Origin of the sequence: Pseudomonas sp. Leaf58 (assembly GCF_003627215.1) — a bacterium.
In the GTDB taxonomy this organism is placed as follows: domain Bacteria; phylum Pseudomonadota; class Gammaproteobacteria; order Pseudomonadales; family Pseudomonadaceae; genus Aquipseudomonas.
Map to the genome: position 1 here is coordinate 124329 of NZ_CP032678.1, position 23245 is coordinate 147573.

The 23245-nt window shown below is 56.4% G+C and carries 33 protein-coding genes and 1 tRNA gene; 26 read left to right on the forward strand and 8 right to left on the reverse strand.

What is annotated here, in order from left to right:
• The first annotated feature begins 48 nt into the window (after positions 1 to 48).
• Positions 49 to 1212 carry a ribonucleotide-diphosphate reductase subunit beta gene (locus DV532_RS25795; protein WP_056799792.1) on the forward strand — a complete coding sequence of 388 codons (1164 nt, stop codon included), beginning with the start codon at positions 49 to 51 and terminating at the stop codon, positions 1210 to 1212.
• A 43-nt stretch (positions 1213 to 1255) separates the two neighbouring features.
• On the opposite strand, the gene DV532_RS25800 is transcribed toward DV532_RS25795, so the two are convergent.
• Positions 1256 to 1771 carry a hypothetical protein gene (locus tag DV532_RS25800; protein WP_056799789.1) on the reverse strand — a complete coding sequence of 172 codons (516 nt, stop codon included), beginning with the start codon at positions 1769 to 1771 and terminating at the stop codon, positions 1256 to 1258.
• Positions 1772 to 1884: 113 nt separating this feature from the next.
• On the opposite strand from DV532_RS25800, the gene DV532_RS25805 reads away from it, so the two are divergent.
• Positions 1885 to 2127, forward strand: a complete 243-nt coding sequence (locus tag DV532_RS25805; protein ID WP_156675980.1) for a hypothetical protein — start codon at positions 1885 to 1887, stop codon at positions 2125 to 2127.
• A gap of 62 nt (positions 2128 to 2189) precedes the next feature.
• On the opposite strand, the gene DV532_RS25810 is transcribed toward DV532_RS25805, so the two are convergent.
• The 4 genes from DV532_RS25810 to DV532_RS25820 form a co-directional block, all read right to left on the reverse strand.
• Positions 2190 to 3083: a nucleotidyl transferase AbiEii/AbiGii toxin family protein gene (locus tag DV532_RS25810; protein WP_056799782.1), complete on the reverse strand. Its 894-nt coding sequence runs from the start codon at positions 3081 to 3083 to the stop codon at positions 2190 to 2192.
• A gap of 52 nt (positions 3084 to 3135) precedes the next feature.
• Positions 3136 to 3666, reverse strand: coding sequence for a type IV toxin-antitoxin system AbiEi family antitoxin (abiEi, locus tag DV532_RS25815; RefSeq protein ID WP_056799779.1), 531 nt, complete (start codon positions 3664 to 3666; stop codon positions 3136 to 3138).
• Positions 3667 to 3791: 125 nt separating this feature from the next.
• Positions 3792 to 3965, reverse strand: a complete 174-nt coding sequence (locus DV532_RS30470) for a hypothetical protein (RefSeq protein WP_156675979.1) — start codon at positions 3963 to 3965, stop codon at positions 3792 to 3794.
• 132 nt (positions 3966 to 4097) lie between these two features.
• Entirely contained in the window at positions 4098 to 4526 is a 429-nt protein-coding gene (locus DV532_RS25820) for a hypothetical protein (RefSeq protein WP_256659168.1), read from the reverse strand.
• 294 nt (positions 4527 to 4820) lie between these two features.
• On the opposite strand from DV532_RS25820, the gene DV532_RS25825 reads away from it, so the two are divergent.
• The 8 genes from DV532_RS25825 (at position 4821) to DV532_RS25860 (ending at position 10604) form a co-directional block, all read left to right on the forward strand.
• Entirely contained in the window at positions 4821 to 5153 is a 333-nt protein-coding gene (locus DV532_RS25825) for a hypothetical protein (RefSeq protein ID WP_236707508.1), read from the forward strand.
• 10 nt (positions 5154 to 5163) lie between these two features.
• Positions 5164 to 5403 carry a hypothetical protein gene (locus DV532_RS25830; RefSeq protein ID WP_056799770.1) on the forward strand — a complete coding sequence of 80 codons (240 nt, stop codon included), beginning with the start codon at positions 5164 to 5166 and terminating at the stop codon, positions 5401 to 5403.
• A 4-nt stretch (positions 5404 to 5407) separates the two neighbouring features.
• Positions 5408 to 5671: a hypothetical protein gene (locus tag DV532_RS25835; protein ID WP_120715411.1), complete on the forward strand. Its 264-nt coding sequence runs from the start codon at positions 5408 to 5410 to the stop codon at positions 5669 to 5671.
• 71 nt (positions 5672 to 5742) lie between these two features.
• Positions 5743 to 6177 carry a hypothetical protein gene (locus DV532_RS25840; protein ID WP_056799764.1) on the forward strand — a complete coding sequence of 145 codons (435 nt, stop codon included), beginning with the start codon at positions 5743 to 5745 and terminating at the stop codon, positions 6175 to 6177.
• Between the two features lie 218 nt (positions 6178 to 6395).
• Positions 6396 to 7616, forward strand: coding sequence for an RtcB family protein (locus DV532_RS25845; RefSeq protein WP_056800096.1), 1221 nt, complete (start codon positions 6396 to 6398; stop codon positions 7614 to 7616).
• A gap of 101 nt (positions 7617 to 7717) precedes the next feature.
• The gene (locus DV532_RS25850) at positions 7718 to 8296 is read left to right on the forward strand and encodes a hypothetical protein (protein WP_056799761.1); all 579 of its coding nucleotides are present in this window, start codon (positions 7718 to 7720) and stop codon (positions 8294 to 8296) included.
• 235 nt (positions 8297 to 8531) lie between these two features.
• Entirely contained in the window at positions 8532 to 9692 is a 1161-nt protein-coding gene (locus DV532_RS25855; protein WP_156675977.1) for a hypothetical protein, read from the forward strand.
• 144 nt (positions 9693 to 9836) lie between these two features.
• On the forward strand, positions 9837 to 10604 hold the full coding sequence (locus DV532_RS25860; RefSeq protein ID WP_056799756.1) for a lytic transglycosylase domain-containing protein: 768 nt from the start codon (positions 9837 to 9839) through the stop codon (positions 10602 to 10604).
• A gap of 22 nt (positions 10605 to 10626) precedes the next feature.
• Here the strand turns inward: DV532_RS25860 and DV532_RS25865 are convergent, their stop codons facing one another.
• A complete protein-coding gene (locus DV532_RS25865) occupies positions 10627 to 11394 on the reverse strand; it encodes a hypothetical protein (protein WP_056799753.1) in 768 nt (255 codons plus the stop codon).
• 268 nt (positions 11395 to 11662) lie between these two features.
• Here DV532_RS25865 and DV532_RS25870 point away from each other — a divergent pair, with 268 nt between their 5' ends.
• From DV532_RS25870 to DV532_RS25940, 15 genes are all read left to right on the forward strand, one after another.
• Entirely contained in the window at positions 11663 to 12334 is a 672-nt protein-coding gene (locus DV532_RS25870) for a hypothetical protein (protein ID WP_056799749.1), read from the forward strand.
• A gap of 177 nt (positions 12335 to 12511) precedes the next feature.
• Positions 12512 to 13009 (forward strand): single-stranded DNA-binding protein, encoded by a 498-nt coding sequence (locus DV532_RS25875; RefSeq protein WP_056799747.1) that lies wholly within the window; start codon positions 12512 to 12514, stop codon positions 13007 to 13009.
• A 169-nt stretch (positions 13010 to 13178) separates the two neighbouring features.
• Entirely contained in the window at positions 13179 to 13484 is a 306-nt protein-coding gene (locus tag DV532_RS25880) for a hypothetical protein (RefSeq protein WP_056799744.1), read from the forward strand.
• Positions 13485 to 13589: 105 nt separating this feature from the next.
• Positions 13590 to 13964 carry a single-stranded DNA-binding protein gene (locus DV532_RS25885; protein WP_056799741.1) on the forward strand — a complete coding sequence of 125 codons (375 nt, stop codon included), beginning with the start codon at positions 13590 to 13592 and terminating at the stop codon, positions 13962 to 13964.
• A 68-nt stretch (positions 13965 to 14032) separates the two neighbouring features.
• Entirely contained in the window at positions 14033 to 14215 is a 183-nt protein-coding gene (locus DV532_RS25890) for a hypothetical protein (RefSeq protein WP_056799738.1), read from the forward strand.
• A gap of 554 nt (positions 14216 to 14769) precedes the next feature.
• Positions 14770 to 15138, forward strand: a complete 369-nt coding sequence (locus DV532_RS25895; protein WP_056799735.1) for a histone-like nucleoid-structuring protein, MvaT/MvaU family — start codon at positions 14770 to 14772, stop codon at positions 15136 to 15138.
• A 1053-nt stretch (positions 15139 to 16191) separates the two neighbouring features.
• Positions 16192 to 16350, forward strand: a complete 159-nt coding sequence (locus tag DV532_RS30475) for a hypothetical protein (protein WP_156675976.1) — start codon at positions 16192 to 16194, stop codon at positions 16348 to 16350.
• Between the two features lie 172 nt (positions 16351 to 16522).
• The gene (locus tag DV532_RS25910; RefSeq protein ID WP_056799727.1) at positions 16523 to 16747 is read left to right on the forward strand and encodes a hypothetical protein; all 225 of its coding nucleotides are present in this window, start codon (positions 16523 to 16525) and stop codon (positions 16745 to 16747) included.
• Positions 16748 to 16756: 9 nt separating this feature from the next.
• Entirely contained in the window at positions 16757 to 17251 is a 495-nt protein-coding gene (locus DV532_RS25915) for a hypothetical protein (protein WP_156675975.1), read from the forward strand.
• Positions 17252 to 17410, forward strand: a complete 159-nt coding sequence (locus tag DV532_RS30480) for a hypothetical protein (RefSeq protein ID WP_156675974.1) — start codon at positions 17252 to 17254, stop codon at positions 17408 to 17410. It begins immediately after the preceding gene.
• 139 nt (positions 17411 to 17549) lie between these two features.
• Positions 17550 to 18125, forward strand: coding sequence for a hypothetical protein (locus DV532_RS25920; RefSeq protein WP_056799721.1), 576 nt, complete (start codon positions 17550 to 17552; stop codon positions 18123 to 18125).
• Between the two features lie 556 nt (positions 18126 to 18681).
• A tRNA-Arg gene (locus DV532_RS25925) sits at positions 18682 to 18758 on the forward strand.
• 21 nt (positions 18759 to 18779) lie between these two features.
• Positions 18780 to 19037, forward strand: a complete 258-nt coding sequence (locus DV532_RS25930) for a hypothetical protein (RefSeq protein WP_056799717.1) — start codon at positions 18780 to 18782, stop codon at positions 19035 to 19037.
• A gap of 41 nt (positions 19038 to 19078) precedes the next feature.
• Positions 19079 to 19324 carry a hypothetical protein gene (locus tag DV532_RS25935; RefSeq protein ID WP_056799712.1) on the forward strand — a complete coding sequence of 82 codons (246 nt, stop codon included), beginning with the start codon at positions 19079 to 19081 and terminating at the stop codon, positions 19322 to 19324.
• A 138-nt stretch (positions 19325 to 19462) separates the two neighbouring features.
• A complete protein-coding gene (locus tag DV532_RS25940) occupies positions 19463 to 20530 on the forward strand; it encodes a hypothetical protein (RefSeq protein WP_056799709.1) in 1068 nt (355 codons plus the stop codon).
• A 134-nt stretch (positions 20531 to 20664) separates the two neighbouring features.
• On the opposite strand, the gene DV532_RS25945 is transcribed toward DV532_RS25940, so the two are convergent.
• Positions 20665 to 21051: a hypothetical protein gene (locus DV532_RS25945; protein WP_056799707.1), complete on the reverse strand. Its 387-nt coding sequence runs from the start codon at positions 21049 to 21051 to the stop codon at positions 20665 to 20667.
• 128 nt (positions 21052 to 21179) lie between these two features.
• On the opposite strand from DV532_RS25945, the gene DV532_RS25950 reads away from it, so the two are divergent.
• Positions 21180 to 21593 (forward strand): hypothetical protein, encoded by a 414-nt coding sequence (locus DV532_RS25950; protein WP_056799704.1) that lies wholly within the window; start codon positions 21180 to 21182, stop codon positions 21591 to 21593.
• A gap of 169 nt (positions 21594 to 21762) precedes the next feature.
• On the opposite strand, the gene DV532_RS25955 is transcribed toward DV532_RS25950, so the two are convergent.
• Positions 21763 to 23082, reverse strand: a complete 1320-nt coding sequence (locus tag DV532_RS25955; protein ID WP_056799700.1) for an HDOD domain-containing protein — start codon at positions 23080 to 23082, stop codon at positions 21763 to 21765.
• Between the last annotated feature and the right edge of the window lie 163 nt (positions 23083 to 23245).

A 23245-nucleotide genomic window follows, 5' to 3' on the forward strand; every position in this document is an offset into this window, starting at 1 on the left:
GTGGCGGCTATCCCTGGCCGCCACAGTCGTCTTCAAGAGGAAACTACTATGCTTGACTGGAACGAAACCGAAGAACCTGCTGCCGGCTCGCAGCCTGCTGCAGCCGCCCAGGGTGGTCTGTCCCACGCAGCACGCGCTGAGCTGGCGGCACTGGACATCGGTGTCGGCAAGGCCGAACTCGAACAATCGGCGGCCAGCCGCGTGCAGGTGAGCCAGAAGGCCATGATCAATGCCCGCGCTGACGTCAACCAACTGGTACCGTTCAAATACGACTGGGCCTGGCAGAAGTACTTGGATGGTTGTGCCAACCACTGGATGCCCCAGGAAGTGAACATGACCGCTGACATCGCCCTGTGGAAGAGCCCGCAAGGCCTGTCGATCGACGAGCGGCATATCGTCATGCGCAACCTGGGCTATTTCTCGACGGCAGACAGCCTGGTGGCGAACAACCTGGTGCTGGCCGTGTACCGCCTGATCACCAACCCCGAGTGCAGGCAGTACATCCTGCGTCAGGCGTTCGAGGAAGCCATCCACACCCATGCCTACCAGTACTGCGTCGAGTCCCTGGGCCTGGATGGCGGCGAAGTGTTCAATATGTACCGCGAGGTTGAATCGGTGGCCAAGAAGGCCGCCTGGAGCATCAAGCACACCGATGCGATCATCGACCCGACCTTCACCACGGGTACCCCGGAGACGGATGCCATCCTCCTGGAAAACCTCATCGCCTACTACTGCGTGACCGAAGGGATCTTCTTCTACTGCGGTTTCACCCAGATCCTCTCGATGGGCCGTCGCAACAAGATGGTGGGCGTGTCCGAGCAATTCCAGTACATCCTGCGCGACGAATCGATGCACCTGAACTTCGGCATTGACGTGATCAACCAGATCAAGCTGGAGAACCCGCACCTGTGGACGCCTGAAATGCAGCGCAAGGCGACGCTCATGATCATCCAGGGCGTGATGTTGGAGACCGAATACGCTCGCGACACGATGCCACGTGGCGTCCTGGGCATGAATGCCGAGATCATGGAGGAGTACCTCAAGTTCATCGGCAACCGCCGCCTGGCCCAGATCGGCCTGCCGGAAGAATGGCCTGGTGCGACCAACCCGTTCCCGTGGATGAGCGAGATCATGGACTTGAAGAAGGAGAAGAACTTCTTCGAGACCCGCGTGATCGAGTACCAAACCGGTGGCGCGCTGAGCTGGGATTGATGCCCAGCAGCAGGAATAGAGAAGGGCCCTACGGGGCCCTTTCTTATGCCATTGATTCCTGAATCAAGGCTTCAAAAGCTGGCGAGGTGAGAAACCCTGCTTGAAGGAAGCTCTCTCGAATGGCGTCCAGGGTCAGGTCTTCCTCGATGGCAAAAACAGCCTCCATGTCTTCACGGCAGCGTAACCCTTTGGGGTAGAAGGCCTTGACCGTGTGCTCAAGGTGCACGGAATCCATGTAACCATGTTCATCGAAGTAGTCCTTGTACACCATGTTAACCATGGCGCTGGCAGCAGCCATGCCCTCGTCGTCGTAGGGCTGAACCGAAAAATAGAAATCGGATGCCGCAAAGGTTTTTGGCTGCCTGACATAGAAGTCACGTTCGTTGGTGATGACCTCCTCATAATCTTCGTTGACCCAGACGGTACCCACGGTGGGGTGCGCAAACCGGCGAATTTCGCACTCCATCACGTTGTTGAACTTGGCCTCGCGCTTCCACTCCTTTGCTTGGGTGGCAGGGTAGCGGGCGACCAACAGGGCTTTGCAGTCTGCTGTACTCATGCGGCGTGTCCTGGGAGAATGCGATAGAGTTTAATTAACGGCTTATTGACAAATTGTCAATGCCTGGTGATCCTAAGCTTCATTTTGACCAATATTTGCTTAAGGGGATTTCCATGGCAGAGACCGTCGCCGTTCGGGCCAAACACCTCAAGGCACTCCTGGAGCAGGCCGGGGATGAAGATGTGCTGCTCTTTCGCATTTTCTCGGAAGATGGGGATGATGCGCCGAGGTTCTGCAGTGATGTAGCAGATGCTTCCACCCTGCAAGGGGTGCGCAAGTTCGCCCTGCAAACGAGTGCGGGAGACTGCAATGTGTTCCGGGTGGATCTTGTCCTGGATCTGAACCTGGTCGACTAAAGCCGTTGGGGGCAGCTCGTAGCCGGCAACCATGAAAAAGGGCCCCGCCGGGGCCCTTGGTGTTAGGGGTTCGGCCCTGGATCGGGAATGTGCTCGGGGACGTGCGCCTTCTGCAGGGAGAGCATGTGATCCAGGGCGAACTGAACGTAGTCAGCGCCTGGCGGGGTCATCATTTTCAATGCCCGGATCGCATTGGGCGAGAGGAACTTCTCCATTTCGGCCATGAACGTCTTGCAGGCGTCCGGTGAGCGCAGGCGATCGATGGAGGTGGCCAGCTTCTCGGCGAAATGCTGCGCGTCATAGTCCTTGAGCTTCTGGCTGACCAGGGCTAGGTCTGCCGGCGTGTTTCGATCGGCCAGGAACTTGAGATCCCAGAGGTCGCGGCCCTTGAGGTACCTGCGGTTGGCAATGGCCACCAGCTTGTCGGCCATGATCTCACGCTCGGACTCGACCCTGAGCATGATCGCCGAGTGGGTATCATTGAGGAACGAGTAGCGCGGCTTGATGAGCTTGGCATTGACGTCGTGTGCCGGCACATTGCAGAACTCGACCTTGATCATCTGTTTGCGAGCAAAGCCTGGGATGGCGATCTTGCACTGCCAGGTGCGCACGTCGACGCCATTGAACTCATTGTTCGACGGTTCCTTGATTTCCACTTCCAGGCCATAGCGATCAACCATCTGCTGCTTGAGCAGCTTCATCATGCCATCGACCACGAAGCCCTGGTTGTCGCCGGCACCGATGACGAAGTCGAGGTCTTCGCTGTAGCGCTGACCGTCATAAAACAGGCGCAGTGCCGAACCCCCCTGGAAGGTGACGTCCCTGGCCAGGTCGCTGTCGCTGATCGCTCGTAGAATGTCGTAGTGCAGGAGTTCCTTGGCGACCACGTCCAGGGGGGCGCCATCTTTGGATTGGTTCTGTGCTTGTTCCAGCAGTTGGGTAAAGGCGAGTTTCACGGGAATTTTCCTCTTGTTATCAGCCTATTTTAAGGGCGCAGGAGCCTCGGAGTCATTCCCTTTCCTCTGCCGGAATGACCAGGTCGAGGTTTTTGCCGTACCGGGTCAGATCGGCCAGGGCTTTTTCGGGAGTGGCTTCCCACACCTGGCGAACCTCGCTGTAGTGCAGGTTGTTGGCCCAGGTGTCTGGGTTTTCCTCGGTGTGAACGAACTCGATGTCGCCGAGGAGCGTGCTGTAGCGGTAGGAGCGCCCGTTGGTGACGAAGGTCAGGCAAAACGGCATCTGGCTGATCCAGCCGTGCTCGCTCAACACCGACTCAGTACTCAGGTAGAACTGGTCATTCGGACGCAGGAAGTTGGCCAGGCGGTGCAAGGCGAACAGCGGCGGCTTGAGAAAGGGGTTGGCATAGAGCTTCGGGCCCATTTTTTCGACCAGGCCTGCCTTGACGTGACGGTTCAGGGCGACCCTCAGGGTATGAAGGTCAGGGTGACCTGCAGCAGCCGCCAGGGTCGATTCAGGAATGCACCAGATGCCGGCATCGGCGAGGGAGCGACAAACCTGAAGCAAGAGGGTGCGTTTCATGGCGAAGGCCTTCCGGAGATGGTGGAAGTAGCCTACGGCGCATCATGGATGCAGGTCAACGAAAAATTATCAAAAATGATGATTTATTTGAGGTGATTGGTGTTGGATGGCATTGGCCCGAGGATTTAGGCTGCTTGTGCCGAAGATGAGTCGGCCAAGCGCAGCAGGGCCTGTTTATTGGTGCGCTTGTAGTCGGTTTTTTGCGAACGCACTACCTGCGGGCGGCACAGTGGCTGCATGACCATGGATTTGGCATGCGCGGCGCCATTCTTGACGCCTTTGGATTTCTTCTTGGCCATGGGGACTCTCCAGATAGACAAAAGGGCCTTATGGCCCCGTGTTGTACGAAACGAGTACTGACCCGTTCTTTATTTTCCAGTATACGTTGGAGTTGGATCGAGTCAATGACTGATCGGCAATATATGCCAAACTCAAAGTCCTAGCTCGCGACCCAGGCCTTCCAGGATGCCACCGGATATCTGGTCGGTGGTACTGATGTCACACAAATCCATCTGCCCATTGCCATTGAGCTGATAGATGAGCGAGAAGAAGGGGTCTTTCGGGGTGCCAGGCACCGTCTTGAGCACCACCAGCGCGTAGTTGCCAGAATTGCGCTGGAGAGACTTCAGGGTCACCAGGGCCAAATGCGCATTCGGTTTACCAATAACTTTCTCATAGGTCTTGGCCAGGCGCGCACCGACCACAGGCACAACTTGTTGCTTCATGGCGGTAAAGTTGCGCTCCGGCAGTGAGATGCGCTCTCGGTAGCCACAGCTGTCACTGATCTTCTCCGGAATTTTCGATTCCAGGATGACTTTCCAACTGTAGCCCTCGGCGCGCTGATCAACCATGGAACTCATGAATTCCCTGGCGGTCGATTGCGCATGGTTCTCCAGTGCTTTGTCAAAACCCTGGTCAGCAAGCACGAGTGGGGAAAAAGCGAGCAAAAACATCGATATAAACTTTTTCATGGTCGTCTCTGACTTGACAGAATTGCCAGTCAATTTATACTTAAACTAGCAATTTCTCAAGTTTTGGGGGCGTCAATGCGCAGGTTCTCTTGGTTGGGCGGATCAATGGTAATAGCTGCACTGCTGGCAGGCTGTGCCTACCAGGGCGGGTACCAGCAGCCAACGCGCCTGGAAGTTGGGCGTGTGATCGATGTCCAGCAAGTGCGCACCAATGGCAGCTGGATGCCAGGTGCGGCAATCGGCGGCGTGGCAGGGGTGCTGAGTGGAGGTGGGCATTCGACCGAGTCAAAAGTCATTCGGGGCGGTATCGGGGCGCTAGCCGGTGCTGCGATCAACAAGGCACTGACCACTGGCAATACCCAAACTCACCTGGTCATTCAAAATCGTCTGGGGCAGGTCATTCAGGTCTCGCATGCCCAGAACGACATGATTCCGGGTGATTGTGTTCAGATCCAGAGTCGCTACGACGGTGATGTGCGCGTCTACCGAACCAGCTCAACCCAGTGCAATTTTTGAGTATTTCCACATGAAAGACACGACCCAGCCCTGCATAATCCTTGAGAAGCATCCTGTCATAGGCGGGTGCGTAGCCACGTTCTCCGCGAATGGCCAGCTGCTGTTTGCAGACATACCGCTGGGTCATGCGCTGCCTGACAATTTTGAAATTTCCCTCGATGGTGAATTGTTTCAGGTCAGCCTGCAGGGCGATGATCACTTCATCTGTGCAGATGACCGGGATGCGTTCATCGCCCAAGTATTCGGGTGAGTCTATGTGTGAAGGCCAGGATTTTGAACAGCTGGTGCACATCCTGCAGCGCAGGGCGCACAGGCTCTGCAGCAACGTGAAAGGGGCGAGAATCCAGGCCGCAACCAGCACGTTGCGCTTTGATGGCTTTGCCGGCTCCCTCCTGGTCAGCCGTGATGGCTCCGGCATCACAGTCACTCAGCCGCGCTCAGATGTGGTGGTGTTCTCAACCTACCTGAGTGAACACCCGGTGACAGAGCAGGGGGCGCAGCTGTGCGTGGCCTGGTGAATGAGATCACCGCGCTCCTGAGGGAGAACCAGCTGAGCCCGTGATCAGCATTGCTCTCACAGGTGGGCTTTATGCTGCGCCTGGATACCCTTTTCCAGCCGAGTCAGCACTGGTTCAGCCATCCTGGTCAACTTGATCCTCGGTATCATTCAAACCCACGGCTGCAGGTGCATGCTGAGGGATCCATCCTTGGCTTGGAGGTAAGCATGCCTGTGGAAGTTGCCGCATACGCACTGAAGACAATGTTGGTCGTCATGGTTATCCATTCCGCCTGCAAGGCCCGTGTTGATCGTCTGCTGCTCGCCGTCCCGCCCCTGTTGATGATTGCGGGCGTTGAGCAGGGGCTCGCCCAGTATGGAGGATGGTCGGTCTTGCTAGATCTGACAGAAGATCAGGCCGTAGATGTGTTTGTCAGCGGTCTGATGTATGGCGGCCTGTTTATGTGCCTTGCCCTGTTGATTTGCTCGCGTATCGACAGAGTGGATACCGAGCGACCAAGCAGGTGAAAATAAATTGAAATCGAGCGTTGACAGTTTGGCAATATACACATAACCTGAGTTTAACGAATCAACCACCGTCTCCCCCGACTGGTGTTTTTAGGGCAAGTCTTTCTCCCCAGAAGCTTGCCCATTTTTTTTGTTCATCCTGTATGCTTGCGGTCGAAGCCTTCAGCGCTGCTGCCGCCTTTTTCTTCGCAGCACCTAGAATTGAGGTTGAGGAAATCATGAAAAAAGTAATTCAAGAGCCAGGATCGTCCCCAATCAAGATCTGGACGAACGACATTGAAGATGCAGCGCTGACCCAGTTGAAGAACCTGGCACGCCTGCCGTTCATTGCGCGCAACGGCATCGCCGCTATGCCTGACGTCCATCATGGCAAGGGCTCGACCGTGGGCAGCGTGATCGCGACCGACAAGGCGATCATTCCTGCGGCTGTTGGGGTGGATATCGGTTGCGGCATGAACGCAGTTCGCTTGTCGCTCAAAGCTTCCGACTTGCCTGAGAGCCTGGCCAAGATCCGCGCCCAGATCGAGCGGGATGTACCGCTGGGTGCTGGTGGTCGTCACCAGAAGGATGACGTGCTGCAAAGCAACTACGGCAAGCTGCCAGTGGCCGATGGCCTCGCTCGGCGCGCCATTGAAGAAGGCGTGTTCGGCGGTGATGTGGGTGGCTGGGAGGCGGCGGTCAAGAAGTCGATGGCGCAGCTGGGCACCTTGGGCAGTGGCAACCACTTCATCGAGCTGTGCCTGGACGAGAACCAGGATGTCTGGATCATGTTGCACTCGGGTAGTCGCGGCATTGGCAACATGATCGGCGACTACTTCATCAAGCAGGCGCAAAAGGCCATGGATCGCTGGTTCATCGACCTGCCAGACCGTGACCTGGCCTACATTCCGGAAGAGTCGGAGCTGTTCAAGGAATACATGGCCGCTGTTGGATGGGCTCAGGCCTACGCTTTCGAAAACCGTGCGGTGATGATGGAAGCCGTCCTCAAGGCGCTGCGCCTGCAAGTGGGCCGCGAGTTCGAGATCACCCAGGAGGCGATCAACTGCCACCACAACTATGTCGAGCGGGAAAACCACTTCGGCCAGAACCTGTGGGTGACCCGTAAGGGGGCGATCCGTGCTCGTGAAGGCGACCTGGGCATCATTCCGGGTAGCATGGGGCAACGCAGCTACATCGTACGAGGCAAGGGCAATCCGCAATCGTACTGCTCCTGTTCGCATGGAGCGGGTCGTCGGATGAGTCGCGCCCAGGCTGTGCGTACCTTCACCCTGGAAGACCTCAAGCAGCAAACCCAGGGTGTGGAGTGCCGTAAGGACGAAGCGGTACTGGATGAGATTCCAGCATCCTACAAGGACATTGACGTGGTCATGGGTAACCAGACCGACCTGGTCGAAGTCGTGCATACGCTCAAGCAGGTTTTGTGCGTGAAAGGTGCGTAACCAGCCCTGATCTGGCCAAGGCCCGCAGCGATGCGGGCCATTTTTTTTGGCTGATGCACCGATTTCCCGTATCATCCCCGCACCCTGAAGTGAGAGTTCCCATGCACCTGACCTACGATCAATTGCCGGTGAATGCCCTGGATACCACGGCGGTAGATGCGCAGCGCAGCGAAGCACTGTTCATCACCCTCAGTAAAACACTGATCGACAGCTTGGCGCGGTTCTTCGAAGGCAAGCGTGTACTGGAGTGCTATGCCGGTCGTGGTCACCTCAGTGCCCTGCTTCAACAGCAGGGGATTAACATCAAGCCCACCAGCCTGCAAATGGGCCATGATCAGACCGCCGAGCTCGGCTATGTCACCGAGGTCGAGATTTTGAGTGTGCTGGAGGCGGTGAACAAGTACCGCGATTGGATGGATGTGCTGCTGGTGGCCTGGCCAATCTCCGATGAATCCCTGTACCGGGTTCTGCCAGAGCTGCCTGCCGGCTGCCCGATCGTGTTTATTGGCGAGGTGACCGACTACACCCTCCAGCCATTTCCATTCCTGGGTGGGTGCGCCAGCGATCGATTCTTCGACGCAGTGCAGGAGCAGCCCGAGCTGACCGCGCAGCTTAAATACCCGACTCGCCGGCAGGACACGATCAAGGTCTTTCAGTACGTCGAGCCAATAAACGATTAACCCCTACGCTGGTTGACGTCCTGGCTATCGAATTCCTATACTCAGGGCGTCAGTCAGTTCCTGCGGATCCTGCGCAGCGAGAGGTCTGATCGCTTGGCGAAGCGGCCCCGCCCGACCACCTGGTCAAGGTTCAAACGCGTGTAACCTGAACTACACCTCTCTTCCATGATGGCTCTTAATGAGCATGCGAAGTGAAATGGGCGGATCATTGCTTGGCATGCACGGGAGAAGCCTCATGAGCACGATCGATCTGTTTGAATCCAAAGAGCAGCTTTTGTCATTTCGTGACAGGGTTGGCACTGTCCTGAGCGAAGCACTCTCCACCCGCGTAAAGGGGCGTCGGCTCGATGAGGTCTCGGCGCGGCTGCTGGGCGCCGCCGACTTCAATACCGCCCTGGGCCTGGTGGATCGTAAGGTAAGCACTTCTGTGCAGTCGATGGAGCCGTTGACCCAAGCACTTAACCTGATCTGGAGGTTAAGGGAGTACTGCAGGCAGCACGGGGCATACCCTCTTGAGGTCAAGCGCCTGTTGAAGTCGGATGAAGGTATCGAGGACTTTTTTGCGAAAGTAGCCCATGCCGCCCTTACCGAAGGAAGTGCTCCAGCGCTGGATGTGAGCTTCCTTGACAATATTTTCCTGCGCCTGCCACGCAAGATCACCGTCGACAATGGCAGCACCCTGATTCACCAGGTCTCTAATCACCTGGACAAGCACCTGCACCCTTGCCATGGGCTGATGAGCCTCCATGCCTATTCAGATGAGCGCTCCTGGAGCGTTGAGCCGCCCCGCCATTGTTCAGCGGTGTACCGGGACGGTTGGCTCGTAGCCGATCGCCAGGCTGTGAAGGGAGAACTCAGCCTCGACGAGGGGGATGCTGCAAATCATGTCAAGGACGGCCAGATTGGCGGGTTCCGTGGTCGACAGGCAGCGCAGCGTCGATTACTCCAGCACGATATCGACAACCTCCTGGAAAATGAATCGAGGCTGAGTTTGCACCTCCGGCGTTCGGTCGAGGAGGATGGGTGGCGATGGATGTGCGATCGTGCCGGCTATGAATCCGTGGAGACATGGGCATCTAAAGAGCTGGCCCTGTTCGACGGCATCAAATGCATGGGCGGCTTTGGTTTTTGCAATCAAAACGACTTCGAGCGCATCTATGCCACCGAAGGCTGGTTCTTCGACTTTTTTGATAGCGACGCTGATGGACTGGTAATCCAGCTCATGGGCTCGGAGCCTGAAGACGACACCACGCCAGCACTGACCGACGAGGAGGCCTGGGAATGGGTGGTGGCCCAAGCTAAGCTGGGTTCAGCACTGCACTTGAGGGCCTTGGAATGGCTCGGCGAGGTCAGCGAGAAAGAGCGCCAGCGTATCCGCGAACATACGGGTTATTGAGCTCATAGGGTGGAAAGGGCCGCATTTGCGGCCTTGTTCTTAGACGTCGTAAAGTGGCTCAATCGTCACCGCCACATATCAATATATGAAATAAAAATCTTGATTCCGTGCTGTCATTTACTTTAAAAAGGAAAGTGGACGTTTTTGACGTTCATCCACCCGAGTGAGGACAGTCATGTGCGATCGTACGTTTTTTCACCTAAATTGTTAAGCGCCAGCGTCTGCATGACGTTGTTGATCGGTTGCGCGCCGATCACATCGCTGCAGCGCAGTGCACCTGTGGACAATCCGGCGTTCAGGGCAAACCAGGTGCTGATCAATCAAGCCACCAGTGCCTACCTTGAAGGCAATGCCAGCTACTGGGACTGGTTTCGAACGCCAGAGATTCGACAGCCAGTCAAAAAACCTGCAGCAACCCAGCCTCTCAATATCGATAGCAACCTCAAAGCCAAGGCCCTGGCAGGCACCTTGCAAGCCAAGCTTGAGATCTCCCCCAAGGTTGCTATCAATATCGCCCCGCTGATCGAAAAAAGCGCCGAAACCCATCAAGTCCCTTCTTCACTCATCGCCGCTGTAGTCAATGCCGAGTCGGAGTTTCGCAGTGGCCGGCGATCGCCTGCCGGTGCCGTAGGGCTAACCCAGGTCTTGCCCAGGGTGTGGGGAAAGCAGTGCAACCTCAAGACCGATGCTGGCAATATCGACTGCGGAGCCAAGATCCTGGCCCACTATTACGAGCTGTCCGGGAGCTGGGGAAAGGCGCTGGCTTACTACAATGTTGGGCCTGGGAAGTATGAGCGGAGTAGGGCGGCGAGGAAGACTGGGCATCGCTATGCCAGTACGGTGCTGGCCAGCATGCAGCAGATCAAGGCGGGTAGGGAAAAGCTGATTCGCGAGTCAATTCGGGAGATTTGAGGGGGCATCCCTGCCCTTTGCGTCAGTCTCTTTTGACGACGGACAGAAACGATGCTTTCTTGCCGTTTTCTGTGGCCTTGGGCGTGGTGTTGCCAGGTGTCCCAGGGGTTGTAGCAGGTGTTCCCTGAACAGCTCTGATAGCCGGCTTGGCGGGCTTCTGGCGGATCTGCTCCATGGCAAATCGCTCAACCATGGAGCCGCTCACCAGCTGTGACAGCATGCGTTGCGCACCATGCGAGTCACGGGGCACCAAGGCAAGTTCCAGCAGGTACTGGGCGACATGGTGAAAGATGTTGGTCTCGGTGGCTTCGGCCATGGCGGTGGCCATCATGTCGACCAATCTGCTCTCGAAGCCCTGATCGACCATGAAAGAGAAAGTCTCGTGCGCGGTTTCTTCGCAGTGCGGCTTGACCACCAGGTTGTTGACCAGGGCTTCCACGTCGGTTGCGATCTCGCGCTGCCGGGCCATGCCTGCACCAAAAGCCTCCATGATCATCAAGGCAGTGCGAATGAAGTTGGTAACAAAACCCATGTCCTTGGTCGACATGTCCATGAAGATGCGATCATCCTCACGGCGGTAGCTGCCAAACAGTGGCCCGAAGGCGCTCTCAATTGCCTTCATTTCGTGGAGGCAAGCGTTCTCAGGGTCGACTTCAGACAGGTCTTCGGCCTTGGCTTCATTCATCCGATCATTGATTTCGGCAAGCGAATCAGTGTTCGCAACCAGGCCCCGAGTCATCATTTCGTTGAAAAAGTTTTGTAGCACGTCGGGATTATGGTTGTCTGTCACGTCGGGCGCTCCCCAGAGTTACGTACACGTGCAAAATAGTGACCTAGAGCGTGCGTGTCAAGAATATCTGGTCGTTTTTGCGACAAATAAATCAAAATCGTTGTGATGACCAGTAGGTCAACTTTTTTTGATGGTGGGTGGGCCTGGGTCATTGAAAAATATCGATTTTTTCAGAAATTGGTTTCAGTGGTCGGAAAAGCTTGGCAGCGAAGCCTCGCACGGTTTATAAATAAATTGAGAACTAAAATACATCCCCAGGGGAAACGGCATGACCACTACCAATAGCAACATCGAACTGGCCAAAAACGACAAGCTTATGAAAATGGAGCTGCGCCTGAAGGACGATGGCAAAATCCACGCCTTCCTGCGCGAAACCACGGCAGACGGCGTAGAACTGCCCGTGCGCATGGCTTACGTCGACAAGATCGGCGACGGCGAGAACGCGTTCTTTGTCGTCAAAGCGCCAATGCGTGAAAAGAATGAAGACGGCAGTTTCAAGACCCGTGCCCGCCAGAAGGATGGCAAGTTCCTCGATGCCCAGGGCAAGGAAGTCGAAAGCGAAGACCAGGCCGAGCGCCAGTTTGTGCTGCTGACTCAACGCAACGACCCGACCAAGCTGGTCTACGGCCAGATCGGCACCTTGAACATCAAGAACTTCAAGGTGGACAAAACCCCAACCGCCATGACCCTCATCACTGCCAAGCTGTGGAGCGACGAGGATGCGTTGGCTGCTGAGCGCATCGCGTTCCGCATGAGCGCCCTGGGCGCAGAGCATGCCGATTACCCAGCCTTGCAACAGGAGCTGAAGGACTTCCGTCGCAGCACCGGATCCTTTGCTGATTTCTTCATCAACAAAGGCCATCCGATCCTGCGCGATATGGGGTTCTCCATCCGTGAGCGCGCCAAGCCAGGCGTTACCTCGGAAGCTGAACTGGGTTAATTCTCAGGGAAACCCCTGCAAACCCCAATGGGCCTGCCTTGCAGGCCTTTTTCGTAAAATAATTTCGAAATCGCTTTAAATATATATTGACGACCGGGTATAGGATCCCTATACTTTGAATCGTGAACTGGCAACAACTAGTCAGACACTCAAATCACAACGCGAGAGGCAAAACCCATGAAAAAGCATATCGTCGTCGGCAACCTGGTTTCCGCAGTTTCCATCTCCAGCCAAAATGGCCGTGACACCGCCGCCATGACCGTTGCGGTCAACGAGTTCAAGAAAGCTGACGGCACCCAGGTCACCAGCTACCACTCGATCGTCGCCACTGGCAAATCGGGCTTCCTGGACAACGTCAAGGAATACCTGACCAAGGGCAAGGGCGTCACCGTGGTGGGTACCCCGTTCCTGAGCGAGCGTGAGAAGGACGGCCATGTCTACCGCAACCCAGGCATCCGCCTGACCCGCCTGGGCGATCTGCGCTTCACCGGCCAGGACATCGCCGCCGCCCCGGTCTCCGGTTCGGCACAGGAGCAGAAATCGCCTGAGCAAATCGCTGCCGAGCAGCAGGCCGCCGAACTCGCCCAGTCGGTTCAGCACCAGGCTTCGCCACAACCGGCAGGCAACGCCCCGGCAGCGGATTTCGACGGCCATGATGATGATATTCCGTTCTGAGTGAGTATCATTCGCATCTAGACTTTACGGTTTAGATGCGCTGAGAATCCAGTAAAGCCCTGTTAATTCAGGGCTTTTCTGTTTTTGTTTTACAAAATGGTCTAGGTAGCTTTTCGGGCGCTTAGAGTTACGGGATAGCATTAAATTGGTTAAGGGTCATGGGGGTAGCATGAACGTCAATCTGCCATTTCTGGTGTTCGGTCAAAACGCCCTGGGGGACAGGGAGGTGGCCGTGGTCGAGGTGGATATCTCGGTGGCTCACTACCTGGCTGGGGAGCATTACGCCGAGGCCGCGCTACTGGCCCAAGAGCAGGGCCTGAAGCCGCCGATGGTTGCGTTTGGCCCCGAAGAAGTGGGGATCTTGGCGGATTCCCTGGGTACGCTCAAACAGCTCCTGGTGGGCCGCGAGCGTCTGCAGCTGCTGTTGCAGCGCGCCAGGCAATACGATCTGAAAAATATTCGAGAAATTGCGTAAATCGCTTTAAATATATATTGACGTCTGGGTATAGCATTCATATACTGAGAGCGTGAATTAGGGAAAACACCCTGATCCAAATAAACCACAACGCGAGGATTCACCATGAACAAAATCATTCTTTCCGGCAACCTGGCTGCTGACGTCCGTGTTGGCACCGTCAACGAAAAAACCCAGGTCATCAACGGCACCCTGATGGTGGACAACTCCTACACCAAAGATGGTCAGCGCGTCGAGCAGTCCATGGCCTACCCCTTCGCCTACTTCGTGGACACCGGCAAGACCGGCGTTGCCCCGCACCTGACCAAGGGCCGCACCATCACCATCGAAGGCAGCCTGCAGCGCCCTGAGGGCAACCTGGCCAGCAACGGCAAGACTTACCATGACGTGCAAGTCCGCGTCGACGAAATCGAACTGGGTCGCAAGCCACACGCCCAGGAAGCCGCCGAGCGCGCTGCCAACGCTGCGGCCACCGCCTAACGGCCAGTGATCAAGGGGTGGCCTGCGGGCCACCTTTTTCAATTCAAGTATTCGAGGTGCACCCCCTTATGAGCGGTATGAGTCCGAAAAAAATAGAAACCTTGGCAGCTGAGTGGTTGGCCGGTAACGAATCCACCCGTACGCGCATCCAGCACGAGATGCGTGGCGGCACCAACCTCAACCTGCTGGTCACCGCGATCGGCAAGAAGGTTCCGGCGCCAGCGCCCGAGGCTCTGCAACAGACGGCTTGATCGTTTGGGAGCAAAGAAGGTCAGCTTAGCTGGCCTTTTTTTATGCCTCAGATTCGGGATAGATGAAAATTGGTGGGCATCGGGGCATTGCCTGGAGGGGATCGCTACTTCCGGCTTGCCGGGCTGTCGTACAGGCACCCTGGGTCAGTGAGAACGGGTGATCGCGGGGCAAGCTCCAACTCATCAGGGAGCTTTGCGCCTGTTCCGGATGGGTGAGTGTTAGCCGCGAAGTTAAGATTATGGTCGACACTTATTTGACGGTAATTTAAATAAGATATTGACGTCCTGGTATAGCATCCTTATACTCCCAATACAGACCAAAAATGCTGTTCGATCAGCCGCTTAGGTCAATTTTTTCTCTGCATCGGGGTCTTCCTGGTGCGCAGATTAGTGCACTCGCGTTGTGCTAATCTTAGGGCTCTTCGGAGCCCTTTTTTTCGTCTGCAATTTTGAATTTGATGTATAGGTCGTTGACATGAATTAATTTTATTACTAATATTCTTGTCAGGCCATGAGCCATTTAATTCACCTGCGCCCTGTATGGAGTCAATCACATGAGCAAAATCGCCGAATATCGTGAACTTGAAGCTCAAATTCAGCTTCAAGCGGCCCGCCTGGAAGAACTTCGCCCGAAGTACGAAGCCACTGAAGTACTGGTTGATCTGATTCTTTCCGAAGCCAAAGAGAAAGGCCTGGATCTGGAAAGCATCGCCCTGGCCATTGCCCCTCACCTGGGCAAGGCATCTGGCAAGACCGCCGCCATCGCCGGCGTTACCCGCACCCCGCGTAAAGCACGGGTGGTGAAAAAGTACAAGAATCCGCACAGCGGTGAAACCGTCGAAACCAAAGGTGGCAACCACAAGGTGTTGAAAGAGTGGAAGGCCCAGTACGGCGCCGATGTTGTAGAAGGCTGGCTGGAATAACAGCCTTTTCAAAGAAACCTCGCCTCGGCGGGGTTTTTGTTTATTGGTATATTTAGTTGTAAGGAACCGGCGTACCACTCATGTTGTTCGTTGTCAGTTGTTGATCTGATCATTAGAGCGCTTGGCCATCCCTGTGATGGCCTTTTTCTTTTCTGCATTCGCAATTTGACAAGCAATGTATACCAAGTATACTCACGCTCAGTATTCATTGGAGTATGGATTATGATCCGCGTGCATCATAAACCCAGGAGCCGAGACCTGGGCTCGCTGGTGGGATGGGCACTGTGTATTGCCGGCGCCTTCGTAGGTGCACTGCTCATCTACTTTGGCTTGTCCTCGGGCCAGGTAGACACCGAGCCGAAGGCGCTGGTAACCACCCTTCTGGGCGTCAGCATCGTACTCTTCTTTGTTGCGGGTTTACCGAAAGGCGCCCGCTCGTGCAGTTCGGACAAGCCGCCGCACACCAACAGATAGCCGGGTGTGGCAGAGCCTGACTTTGCCCGCCCAGGAGACCGCCATGCTAGCGCCCAAGCTCACTCCTCCCGCTTCGTGCCTATCGTGCGCACCTTCCCTACAGCATCCCCCGCGCCTGAAGCGCTTGCTCAGGTGTGCCGGGCCCTGATCTTTCTGATGGTAAGCCTGGGGGCCTCTATTGGTGCCTCCCACACCCATAGCTTCCTTGCGCTGCCAGGCTATCCCGTGGTGGCCATTGAGCTCCTGGTGATCTGCCTGGCCATTGCCCTCTGCGCGCTTATCAGCTGCGTATTGGCTGCTGTGCACGCCGTCCGCCTGGCGTTCAGCCATGGCTAGTGTGCTGGCCCGGTGCAAGCGCGGCTGCATGCGCGTTCTCTACGCATTGGTTTCCGTGTTGCTATGGCTTAAAAACCTGATCTCGACCAAGCATGACCACATGGGTTTGTAGGGGTGATGGGTGGTTATGAAATTGGTCTTGATGTGCTGGCTTTACATTGAATTTCATGGCTACAATGAAATCATCAACCACCGCTGAGCCGCCGCCCAGCGACTCTGCAATCCCTCTCAGGAGTACCGCACATGAGCCAAGCACAAGCTGCCGCCGCCGCTAAACCAGCCATCAGCTGGGATGAAGACATCGCCGACAACGACGAAGGTTTTGTCCTGGAAAGCGACCAGGCAGCCGATGTTCCCAAAGCCTGCTCGATCGACAATCCGGAATGCGAAGCCTGCACTTAAGCTGCGCCTCGCTGGTGATCAAAGCCCGACACGTTCGGGCTTTGTGCATTTTGAATGGCCATTTTGGCAAATATTGGGTTGCTGGTGTCAATATACGGGTATATTATCCGTATACCCACTAAGGGTCACAGAAGCCATCAGGCTCGGTCACACCACAACGCGAGAGACAGCCATGCATACACTCGATACCCCTCTGGCGGCTGGTCAGAGTCTGGTTTGCCCCCACTGCAATGCCGATCAGGGTGAGCAGGTTGAAGACTTCGTCATCCCTGGTCGCGTCGGCGAGGCCTCGGCGTGCACCGACAGCTGCTGCAGCTGCGGCGCCCCCTTCCGCGTGGTGTGCGTGGAGCCGAGTAAGTTCCTGGTGTCCGTTGCCGACGCTGATCTTGTGGCGTAAGGGGGGAATATGCACGATCGAACGGATCTTCAAATTCAGGCAATGGCTGTTGCCATGTGGGCCAACTACATCGAAACCGGTGATGTCAGCATCAGCGCCCGCGATGCCCAGAATGCTAAACTTTCCTTCAAGGCGCTGACCACTGAACAGTCGCGTACGGTGCTGCGCTTTCGCGATCTGAGTGCCAGCTTGCTCAGGCAAGACTCGCAGCTTAATTTGGGTGCAAAAGCTGGCTTGTCAGCGCCAGCGCCAGCGGCCCAGACACCATCTTTTCAGCTGGTGTGGAGCGACGATCCACAGGCCGTCCAATCGCTGAAGGTCGGGGCAATCAAGTTCGCCACCATCAGCAATGCGGTAGTGGCGAAGAACACGCCCAGGAAATTCCAGGCAACGTTCCTGCTCAAGGGTATCAAGCCTGATCAGGGGCTGTTCGATTCGATTGAAATGGCCAGGGCACATCTGGAGCGAGCCGCGAAGGGCTGGCTTAAGGCGCTGGAGGGATGAATGATGATCAAGCAAGCGGAATCGCTGCAAGCGCGGCGGGTCAAAGCGGTAAAGGCGGCGGCACTGGTAGTGCTGTTCGTGCTGGTCTCGTTCGCCCCATGGTCAAAAGACCATCAGCGCCACACGGTGCCAAGCTACCAACTGCAGGTCGCCAGGTGAAAGGCGAGTGGCTGTCCATGGCCTTCATTGTAGGACTGGTAGCCGCCAGCTCACTGGTTAAGGCCGAGGCGGATGCTCAGGCGATCGGCGCTGCCGGTCGGCCTGCTCACTGGCACAACGCACAGTCGGGAGAATAGCCATGGGTATGTCTACCTGTAAGGCCGGGGTGCCGCCAGCGCCTCCGGAAGCGCTGGATGATTTCTGCTACGTGCAGCGACTGAGGCTGGCTGACGCCGACCGGCGCCCAGGCTTGCGCTTTGGCGAGGCCTTCAGTCTGGAGTACATGGGCGCCGCCGAGTACGAGTTTGGCGCCTTTGCGCGATTTTTGCGCACTGCCAATGATTGTCGCGATCACCTGGTCGAGGCCAAGGCAGTCATTGCCTACGGTGATGATCAGGTGATTTGCACGGTCACCTGCTTTTACGATCCTCAGACGCAGAGCTGGGCGCACATTGAAAAGCAGCTGACGTTGCTGGCACAAGGCAAGCTGCACACCAAGTGCGGCGCACACTTCCCTGCAGCGGACACCAGGTCACTAGCCCCTGTCAAAGGGCGCAGGAAGGCCGCTGAGCATCCGCCTAGGCCAACCACCTGCGGCTGGGTGGAGATCGGTCAGAACGTGTTCTGGACAACGTCCGAGATCACCTTGGCGCAGTATCGAGATCTGCTGCACGCATCCGTTGAGCACATGGATGCGCAAAAGGCCCAGCAGTAGGGCGTCTTGAGTTGCCAAGGCGCCCCTCCGTGGGGCGCTTTTCGTTTTTCGGGGGCTGAATCAGCGCCCATCACTAGACACGCAAGCCGACCTGGCTTGCACTCAGGGCGTCCGAGGGCGGGTGCCTCGATCCACAAGGAGGGTCATCGTGGTTTCACTGTTTCGCATTGCTTCACTGTTGGGCGCTGTCTGGGTCAGCTTGGCAGGGCACCATGACGTAGGATCCGGGGCGCACCTGAGTGTCCGTCGCGCCCGCACCAAAGAGCATGCTTTCCACCAGGTGCAGCGCGGCCCACAGCCAACCTGAAAGTGTTTGACAGCTCGTTTGCTTAACCATAATATTGAACCCGCTTCGACGCTTCACCCCGGTAAGCTGGATAGCTGCCGACGTTTGTCTCCGCTCATTGAGTGCTGATGCCTCGGTCAGTTAACAGCCATTGACCCATCTGCGCAGGTGGCCAGGATGCCGGACGGTAAGTGTCACCCGCACATGACCTGAAGCGAATGCGCAGGTTGTGGAAGCAACGGCCACCTGGTGGGAAGGGTGGCCACTCCCGCGCCAGTAGCTCAGCTGGATAGAGCATCCGCCTTCTAAGCGGATGGTCGCAGGTTCGAGTCCTGCCTGGTGCGCCATTTTCCCTTTGAGTAGCCTCCATGACGACTGCCCATTGCGATGCCAGCCTCAGCGCCTGGCTTGAACAACACAAGCCCGCCATGCCCCGCAAGATCGCCGTTGTGCTCAGCACCAGACCGGTTGCCGTGGACGACTGCATACTGATGGTGGCTCCCTCCAGGTCTGAAAGTGCAGAACGGGCAGCCCAACCGCTTACCATGCATATTGCCAAGCCACGGCCTAGTATGGGCGAATTCACCTTCCAGTACGCCCCTGGTGCGCTGGATTTACTTCAGTGAGTCCTGCGGGCTTTTAGAAATCTTTCTGATGGAGCCATTCCATGACCGAAACCGTGCCCGAGCCTGACTATGAAGGCATTGCCAGGGTCAAGCTGAGCTCCGCCAGGGAGTCTCAGCTGGTTGAGCTGTGCTCCGCCAGGACACTGACTCGCTCGAACGTGCGCGCCAACACCAGGGCTCTTGCTGCGCTGGTCAAGCTCGGGTTCGCTATCGAGATCACTGCTTTTGGCGAACGTGCCTGGCAGATCACTGACACCGGGCGTATCCGCTGCACAACGATCTACTGATCTCATTCCAAAACAATTTAGGTGTAAATTGGCCGGCCTGATGGTTGACGGTTAGCGTATACCTAGTATACTCAAATCCATGGCCGGAACAATCGGTCTGCGCAAAGACGCATATCACATACAACGCGAGGATTTGTCATGAGCGAAATTCAGAAAGATGCCCTGTGTGATCACGTTGCGAGCCAGTTCGGCCTGAACCCAACGCTGCGCTTCAATCCAATCGCCGGTCGCGTCAAGGTGGCGATGGAAGACATCGGTACCAAGAAGGACATGTACAGCGTCAAGCTGACCGAAACCATCGTCATTGACGGCTTCAACCCGCGTATCAAAGACGAGAAGTACTGGGAGGGTATCCGCGCCCTGGCAGCGTCGATGGAAAAGCATGGCTGGTACCCTGACAAGCCACTGGCCGGCTATGCCATCAAGAAGGATGGCAAGGACGTGATCGTCGTTGTCGAGGGTGGTCGTCGTCGTGATGCCGGCCTGATGTACATTGAAAAAATGTCCAAGACCGACAAGGACTTCGCGGACAAATGGCTTGCACCGATGGTCACCAAGAAAATGGGTACCAGCGAGCTGGATCTGCAGTACGGCCTGGCCCAGGGCAACAACACCGAACCGTTCCGTCCGTACGAGCTGGCGATTCTGTGCAAGCGCCTGTACGTGGTCTTCGACCAGACCGAAAAACAGATTGTCGAAGGGATGCAAGGCCTGGTCTCGGCCTCGCACCTGCCAAAACTGCTGCTGCTGGCATCGGCGCCCCTGGAGATCGTTGAAGCGGTCGAGTCGGGCTCCATGTCGGTGACCGAGTCCTACGACCTGATGATGGCTCACGGCGACAAGGCTGTGGAAGTTCTCAAGCAGGCGGCCCTGGTCTCCAAGGCAGCGGGCGCGAAAAAGATCATGAAAAAACACATGCCTGGCGTGAAGTTCGCAAAAGCATTGGTCAAGGAATCCCGCCCGCTCTTCGAAATGGCCGAGGAGATCCAGGCCGACGAAGGCTACCAGGCTCTGTCAGAAGGCACCCGCGCCAAGCTCGACGACATGCTGCGCGAAATCAAGGCTATGCAGACCAAGTTCGCCGAAGACGACGCCAAGATCCTGCAAGCGGCGCGTGATGCCGAGGCCGAAGCCGCTGGCCAGACCAGCCTGGACATGGCGGGTGCGGACAACGACGAAAATCTGGGTGCGCAGCAGGTCGCCTGACGATCACCTGTTTTGTATGGGCCCTCCGGGGCCCTTTTTTCTATCCACAGGGCGGCTGCCCCATTTTAAAATGGGGGTGCCCTGGTGGAGCTGGGCAGGGGCGGGGTCGCATCTTCCAGCTTGCTGGTCTGCCGTTAATGTGGCTGACGCTTATGCGCCTTGTCATCCAGGGCTGCCAGGTGCCTGGCTGTCGCTTGCAGCATATGGAATGAGGCCAGCGCCGTCGCATTGCTCAAGGTGTTCATGAAGCCTGGCGAAATTTCCTTGGCGTACTGGGTGATCACACCCTCAAACGGCGCATAGGCTGAATTCGGTGGAATTTGAATGTCGAATTGCACCTGCATGCCATAAATGCCATTGATGTAAATCTCAAGCAGCACGGGCATGACGCGCTCAATGCCAGCCTGGGTGAGGATACATTCATTTTTCAGGAATTCATGCAGCTTGAAACGCAGATGTTCGTCAAACGCATATTCCGCCTCAGCAGCAGTGCGCTCTTTGAGCAATAGGGTAGTGTGCATTCTTATTGTCCTTGTCAATATACGCTAAAATACTGCTGCGACCGATTCCTCGCAAGCTCAAAATTTGACAAGCGGTCGAATTGGATACAGACTCCGCCTCCATGGATGGGTCAAGTGAGTAAGTCAAGATGCTACAGCACCGGGTCACGCGACAAGAACTCTTCGAAGCTGATAGCCACTCCTGCGACTGGCAAGCCCACCAGCTGTGGCGCATCGAGCGTTGCAAAGCCCGCGCTGCAGAGCAGCTGGGACTGCCGCTGGAAAAGATTCACCTGATTTACCAGGACAAGCAGCCTCTGGAACTGATCAATCGCAAGGGTGAGCACACCATCTATCGTCCTGAGGGCATCATTACCGAATGCGTGCCCGGCAGGGCGCCTGCTTTTTTCATGGAATTTGAGGTCAGCTGGGTTGACCCCTGGCTGTTTGCCCACCGCGCCACCCGCACTTTTACCGACATCATCATCGGAGCCACCGATGAATTCACTTACCTGCGCAAAATGCGCGAGATTCGTCGGGTGCGTGAAAGTCGGATGGTGTAAGGCAGCGCGTCAGCAGCATCACCAAGTCTCCTCGCCAGGCAAAGCACGACCAGGCGAGGATTCAGCCCGTTAGGGCGGCTCCGGTTTGTGCGCAAAGCTGTTGATCTTCTTTGAGACCAAAAAAAACCAGAGCTTTTAAGGGCTCTGGTTTGCAAGTTTAGGCCTTTGCTCAGGTCGATCGACGGGAAATCATGTTGGCCTGGGTTCGGTAATCAGAAATTTGTTTCAAGTTGGCATTGATAACCGATTCCGCGACCGGGAAGCTGGGGATTTCGCGCCAGCCGAACGGCACAAACGACAGCGGGACAAGACCACTGTCACCTACGGCGATCTGCCAGCTGCGCACGTTGTTGGCCAGGCTGTCAGCACCACTGTCATTGTAGGTCGACAAGGCCGTACAGGAGTCGACCATGTTCTGCGGCATGCTCCAGGACTTCATCAGCAAGTGGGTGGCAGACGCAAAGCTGATCCGGAACACTTCACGGGACAGCGACTCGCGGGACAGGTGAGGGTTCAGCTCATGAAGGCGCATGAACCGCACCGCATGGTCGGAGAGGAAGTGCATCAGCAGCATTTCGCCCAGGTTGTGCATGAGCCCCACCAGGTAAGCCGACTGGGGAGAGGCTCCACCCTCAAGGCGGTGAATGTGGCTGGCTCCGAAGGCAGACATCAACGAGTTGAAGCAGGCTGACTCCACCATGGGGGCCAGGTCTTTGCGCACCCGGAAAGAGTTGGACATTGCCGACTGCATGGCGTATTGCAGCGTTTTGTTGATGCCAAGGCGGCTGATAGCCCCCTGTACCGAGTAAATCGACCCTGCAGGGCGATTGGTGGTCGCCGCAGCATTGGCCCAGGAAATCACTTGGGCGCTGATCGGAGCATCCTGCTCCAGGATCTCGACCAGGTCTTGCATCGGGAATTCCCCGCCTTGCTGGAACAGCTCAATGATCCGCCGTGCCGTTTCAGGGAAGGGTGGGATCGTGTTGTCCTCAAGGCCGAGCTGCTCGATGCGCTTTCGGTTGTAGACCCCGACATCAAATGCCTGCTCATGCAAGGCCTGAACGTTTTTGAACTCGGTGGGAACAACCAGATCCTGGTAGTGCTCGACAAATGCCTCGGTTTTCAGGCAAAGGTATTGACCGCGCTTGCCGGTGGGCAACACCAGGTGCTCGCGCTCAAGCAGCTTTGTATCAACAAACATCTGGATGTTGTTGTTCAGAAGCGTCATGGCTTCAAGCCGACCCCGTTCGAGCAGGGCACTGATGACAGACTCAGGGTAGGATTCAAAGCCCTCGAATCCTGCCGGCAGGTCTTCGGGGGCCAGGAACGACGTTTGCGCAAGCAGGATTTGCGCTGGCCGCCCGTTGAGCTTGATCGCATAGGGGCTGACGGGATGATCGTAAGGCGGGCGCGGGAGCCCTTTGGGCATCATCTCGAATGCGACGCCTTTGTCAACCAGGTACAGGTCGAGAGTATTGATTCCGGTCATAGAGTGTCCCTCGGTGTGCAGTCAATATATGGAAGAACACGTGGAGCGTCAAGTTAGTTATTGCCAAAGTGGCAATCATTAACGAAACCACACTTATTTTTTTCACGTAAATTGAGAAAAAAATGGTGCAATCGGTTAGACTCCGTTGCTAATGTGGAATTAT

Coding starts and splice junctions, on each gene's coding strand:
- DV532_RS25795 (WP_056799792.1), top strand. CDS start 49: ATGCTTGACTGGAACGAAACCGAAGAACCTGCTGCCGGCTCGCAGCCT.
- DV532_RS25800 (WP_056799789.1), bottom strand. CDS start 1,771: ATGAGTACAGCAGACTGCAAAGCCCTGTTGGTCGCCCGCTACCCTGCC.
- DV532_RS25805 (WP_156675980.1), top strand. CDS start 1,885: ATGGCAGAGACCGTCGCCGTTCGGGCCAAACACCTCAAGGCACTCCTG.
- abiEi (WP_056799779.1), bottom strand. CDS start 3,666: ATGAAACGCACCCTCTTGCTTCAGGTTTGTCGCTCCCTCGCCGATGCC.
- DV532_RS30470 (WP_156675979.1), bottom strand. CDS start 3,965: ATGGCCAAGAAGAAATCCAAAGGCGTCAAGAATGGCGCCGCGCATGCC.
- DV532_RS25820 (WP_256659168.1), bottom strand. CDS start 4,526: ATGAGTTCCATGGTTGATCAGCGCGCCGAGGGCTACAGTTGGAAAGTC.
- DV532_RS25830 (WP_056799770.1), top strand. CDS start 5,164: ATGAAAGACACGACCCAGCCCTGCATAATCCTTGAGAAGCATCCTGTC.
- DV532_RS25835 (WP_120715411.1), top strand. CDS start 5,408: ATGTGTGAAGGCCAGGATTTTGAACAGCTGGTGCACATCCTGCAGCGC.
- DV532_RS25840 (WP_056799764.1), top strand. CDS start 5,743: ATGCTGCGCCTGGATACCCTTTTCCAGCCGAGTCAGCACTGGTTCAGC.
- DV532_RS25845 (WP_056800096.1), top strand. CDS start 6,396: ATGAAAAAAGTAATTCAAGAGCCAGGATCGTCCCCAATCAAGATCTGG.
- DV532_RS25850 (WP_056799761.1), top strand. CDS start 7,718: ATGCACCTGACCTACGATCAATTGCCGGTGAATGCCCTGGATACCACG.
- DV532_RS25855 (WP_156675977.1), top strand. CDS start 8,532: ATGAGCACGATCGATCTGTTTGAATCCAAAGAGCAGCTTTTGTCATTT.
- DV532_RS25870 (WP_056799749.1), top strand. CDS start 11,663: ATGACCACTACCAATAGCAACATCGAACTGGCCAAAAACGACAAGCTT.
- DV532_RS25875 (WP_056799747.1), top strand. CDS start 12,512: ATGAAAAAGCATATCGTCGTCGGCAACCTGGTTTCCGCAGTTTCCATC.
- DV532_RS25880 (WP_056799744.1), top strand. CDS start 13,179: ATGAACGTCAATCTGCCATTTCTGGTGTTCGGTCAAAACGCCCTGGGG.
- DV532_RS25885 (WP_056799741.1), top strand. CDS start 13,590: ATGAACAAAATCATTCTTTCCGGCAACCTGGCTGCTGACGTCCGTGTT.
- DV532_RS25890 (WP_056799738.1), top strand. CDS start 14,033: ATGAGCGGTATGAGTCCGAAAAAAATAGAAACCTTGGCAGCTGAGTGG.
- DV532_RS25895 (WP_056799735.1), top strand. CDS start 14,770: ATGAGCAAAATCGCCGAATATCGTGAACTTGAAGCTCAAATTCAGCTT.
- DV532_RS30475 (WP_156675976.1), top strand. CDS start 16,192: ATGAGCCAAGCACAAGCTGCCGCCGCCGCTAAACCAGCCATCAGCTGG.
- DV532_RS25910 (WP_056799727.1), top strand. CDS start 16,523: ATGCATACACTCGATACCCCTCTGGCGGCTGGTCAGAGTCTGGTTTGC.
- DV532_RS25915 (WP_156675975.1), top strand. CDS start 16,757: ATGCACGATCGAACGGATCTTCAAATTCAGGCAATGGCTGTTGCCATG.
- DV532_RS30480 (WP_156675974.1), top strand. CDS start 17,252: ATGATGATCAAGCAAGCGGAATCGCTGCAAGCGCGGCGGGTCAAAGCG.
- DV532_RS25920 (WP_056799721.1), top strand. CDS start 17,550: ATGGGTATGTCTACCTGTAAGGCCGGGGTGCCGCCAGCGCCTCCGGAA.
- DV532_RS25930 (WP_056799717.1), top strand. CDS start 18,780: ATGACGACTGCCCATTGCGATGCCAGCCTCAGCGCCTGGCTTGAACAA.
- DV532_RS25935 (WP_056799712.1), top strand. CDS start 19,079: ATGACCGAAACCGTGCCCGAGCCTGACTATGAAGGCATTGCCAGGGTC.
- DV532_RS25940 (WP_056799709.1), top strand. CDS start 19,463: ATGAGCGAAATTCAGAAAGATGCCCTGTGTGATCACGTTGCGAGCCAG.
- DV532_RS25945 (WP_056799707.1), bottom strand. CDS start 21,051: ATGCACACTACCCTATTGCTCAAAGAGCGCACTGCTGCTGAGGCGGAA.
- DV532_RS25950 (WP_056799704.1), top strand. CDS start 21,180: ATGCTACAGCACCGGGTCACGCGACAAGAACTCTTCGAAGCTGATAGC.
- DV532_RS25955 (WP_056799700.1), bottom strand. CDS start 23,082: ATGACCGGAATCAATACTCTCGACCTGTACCTGGTTGACAAAGGCGTC.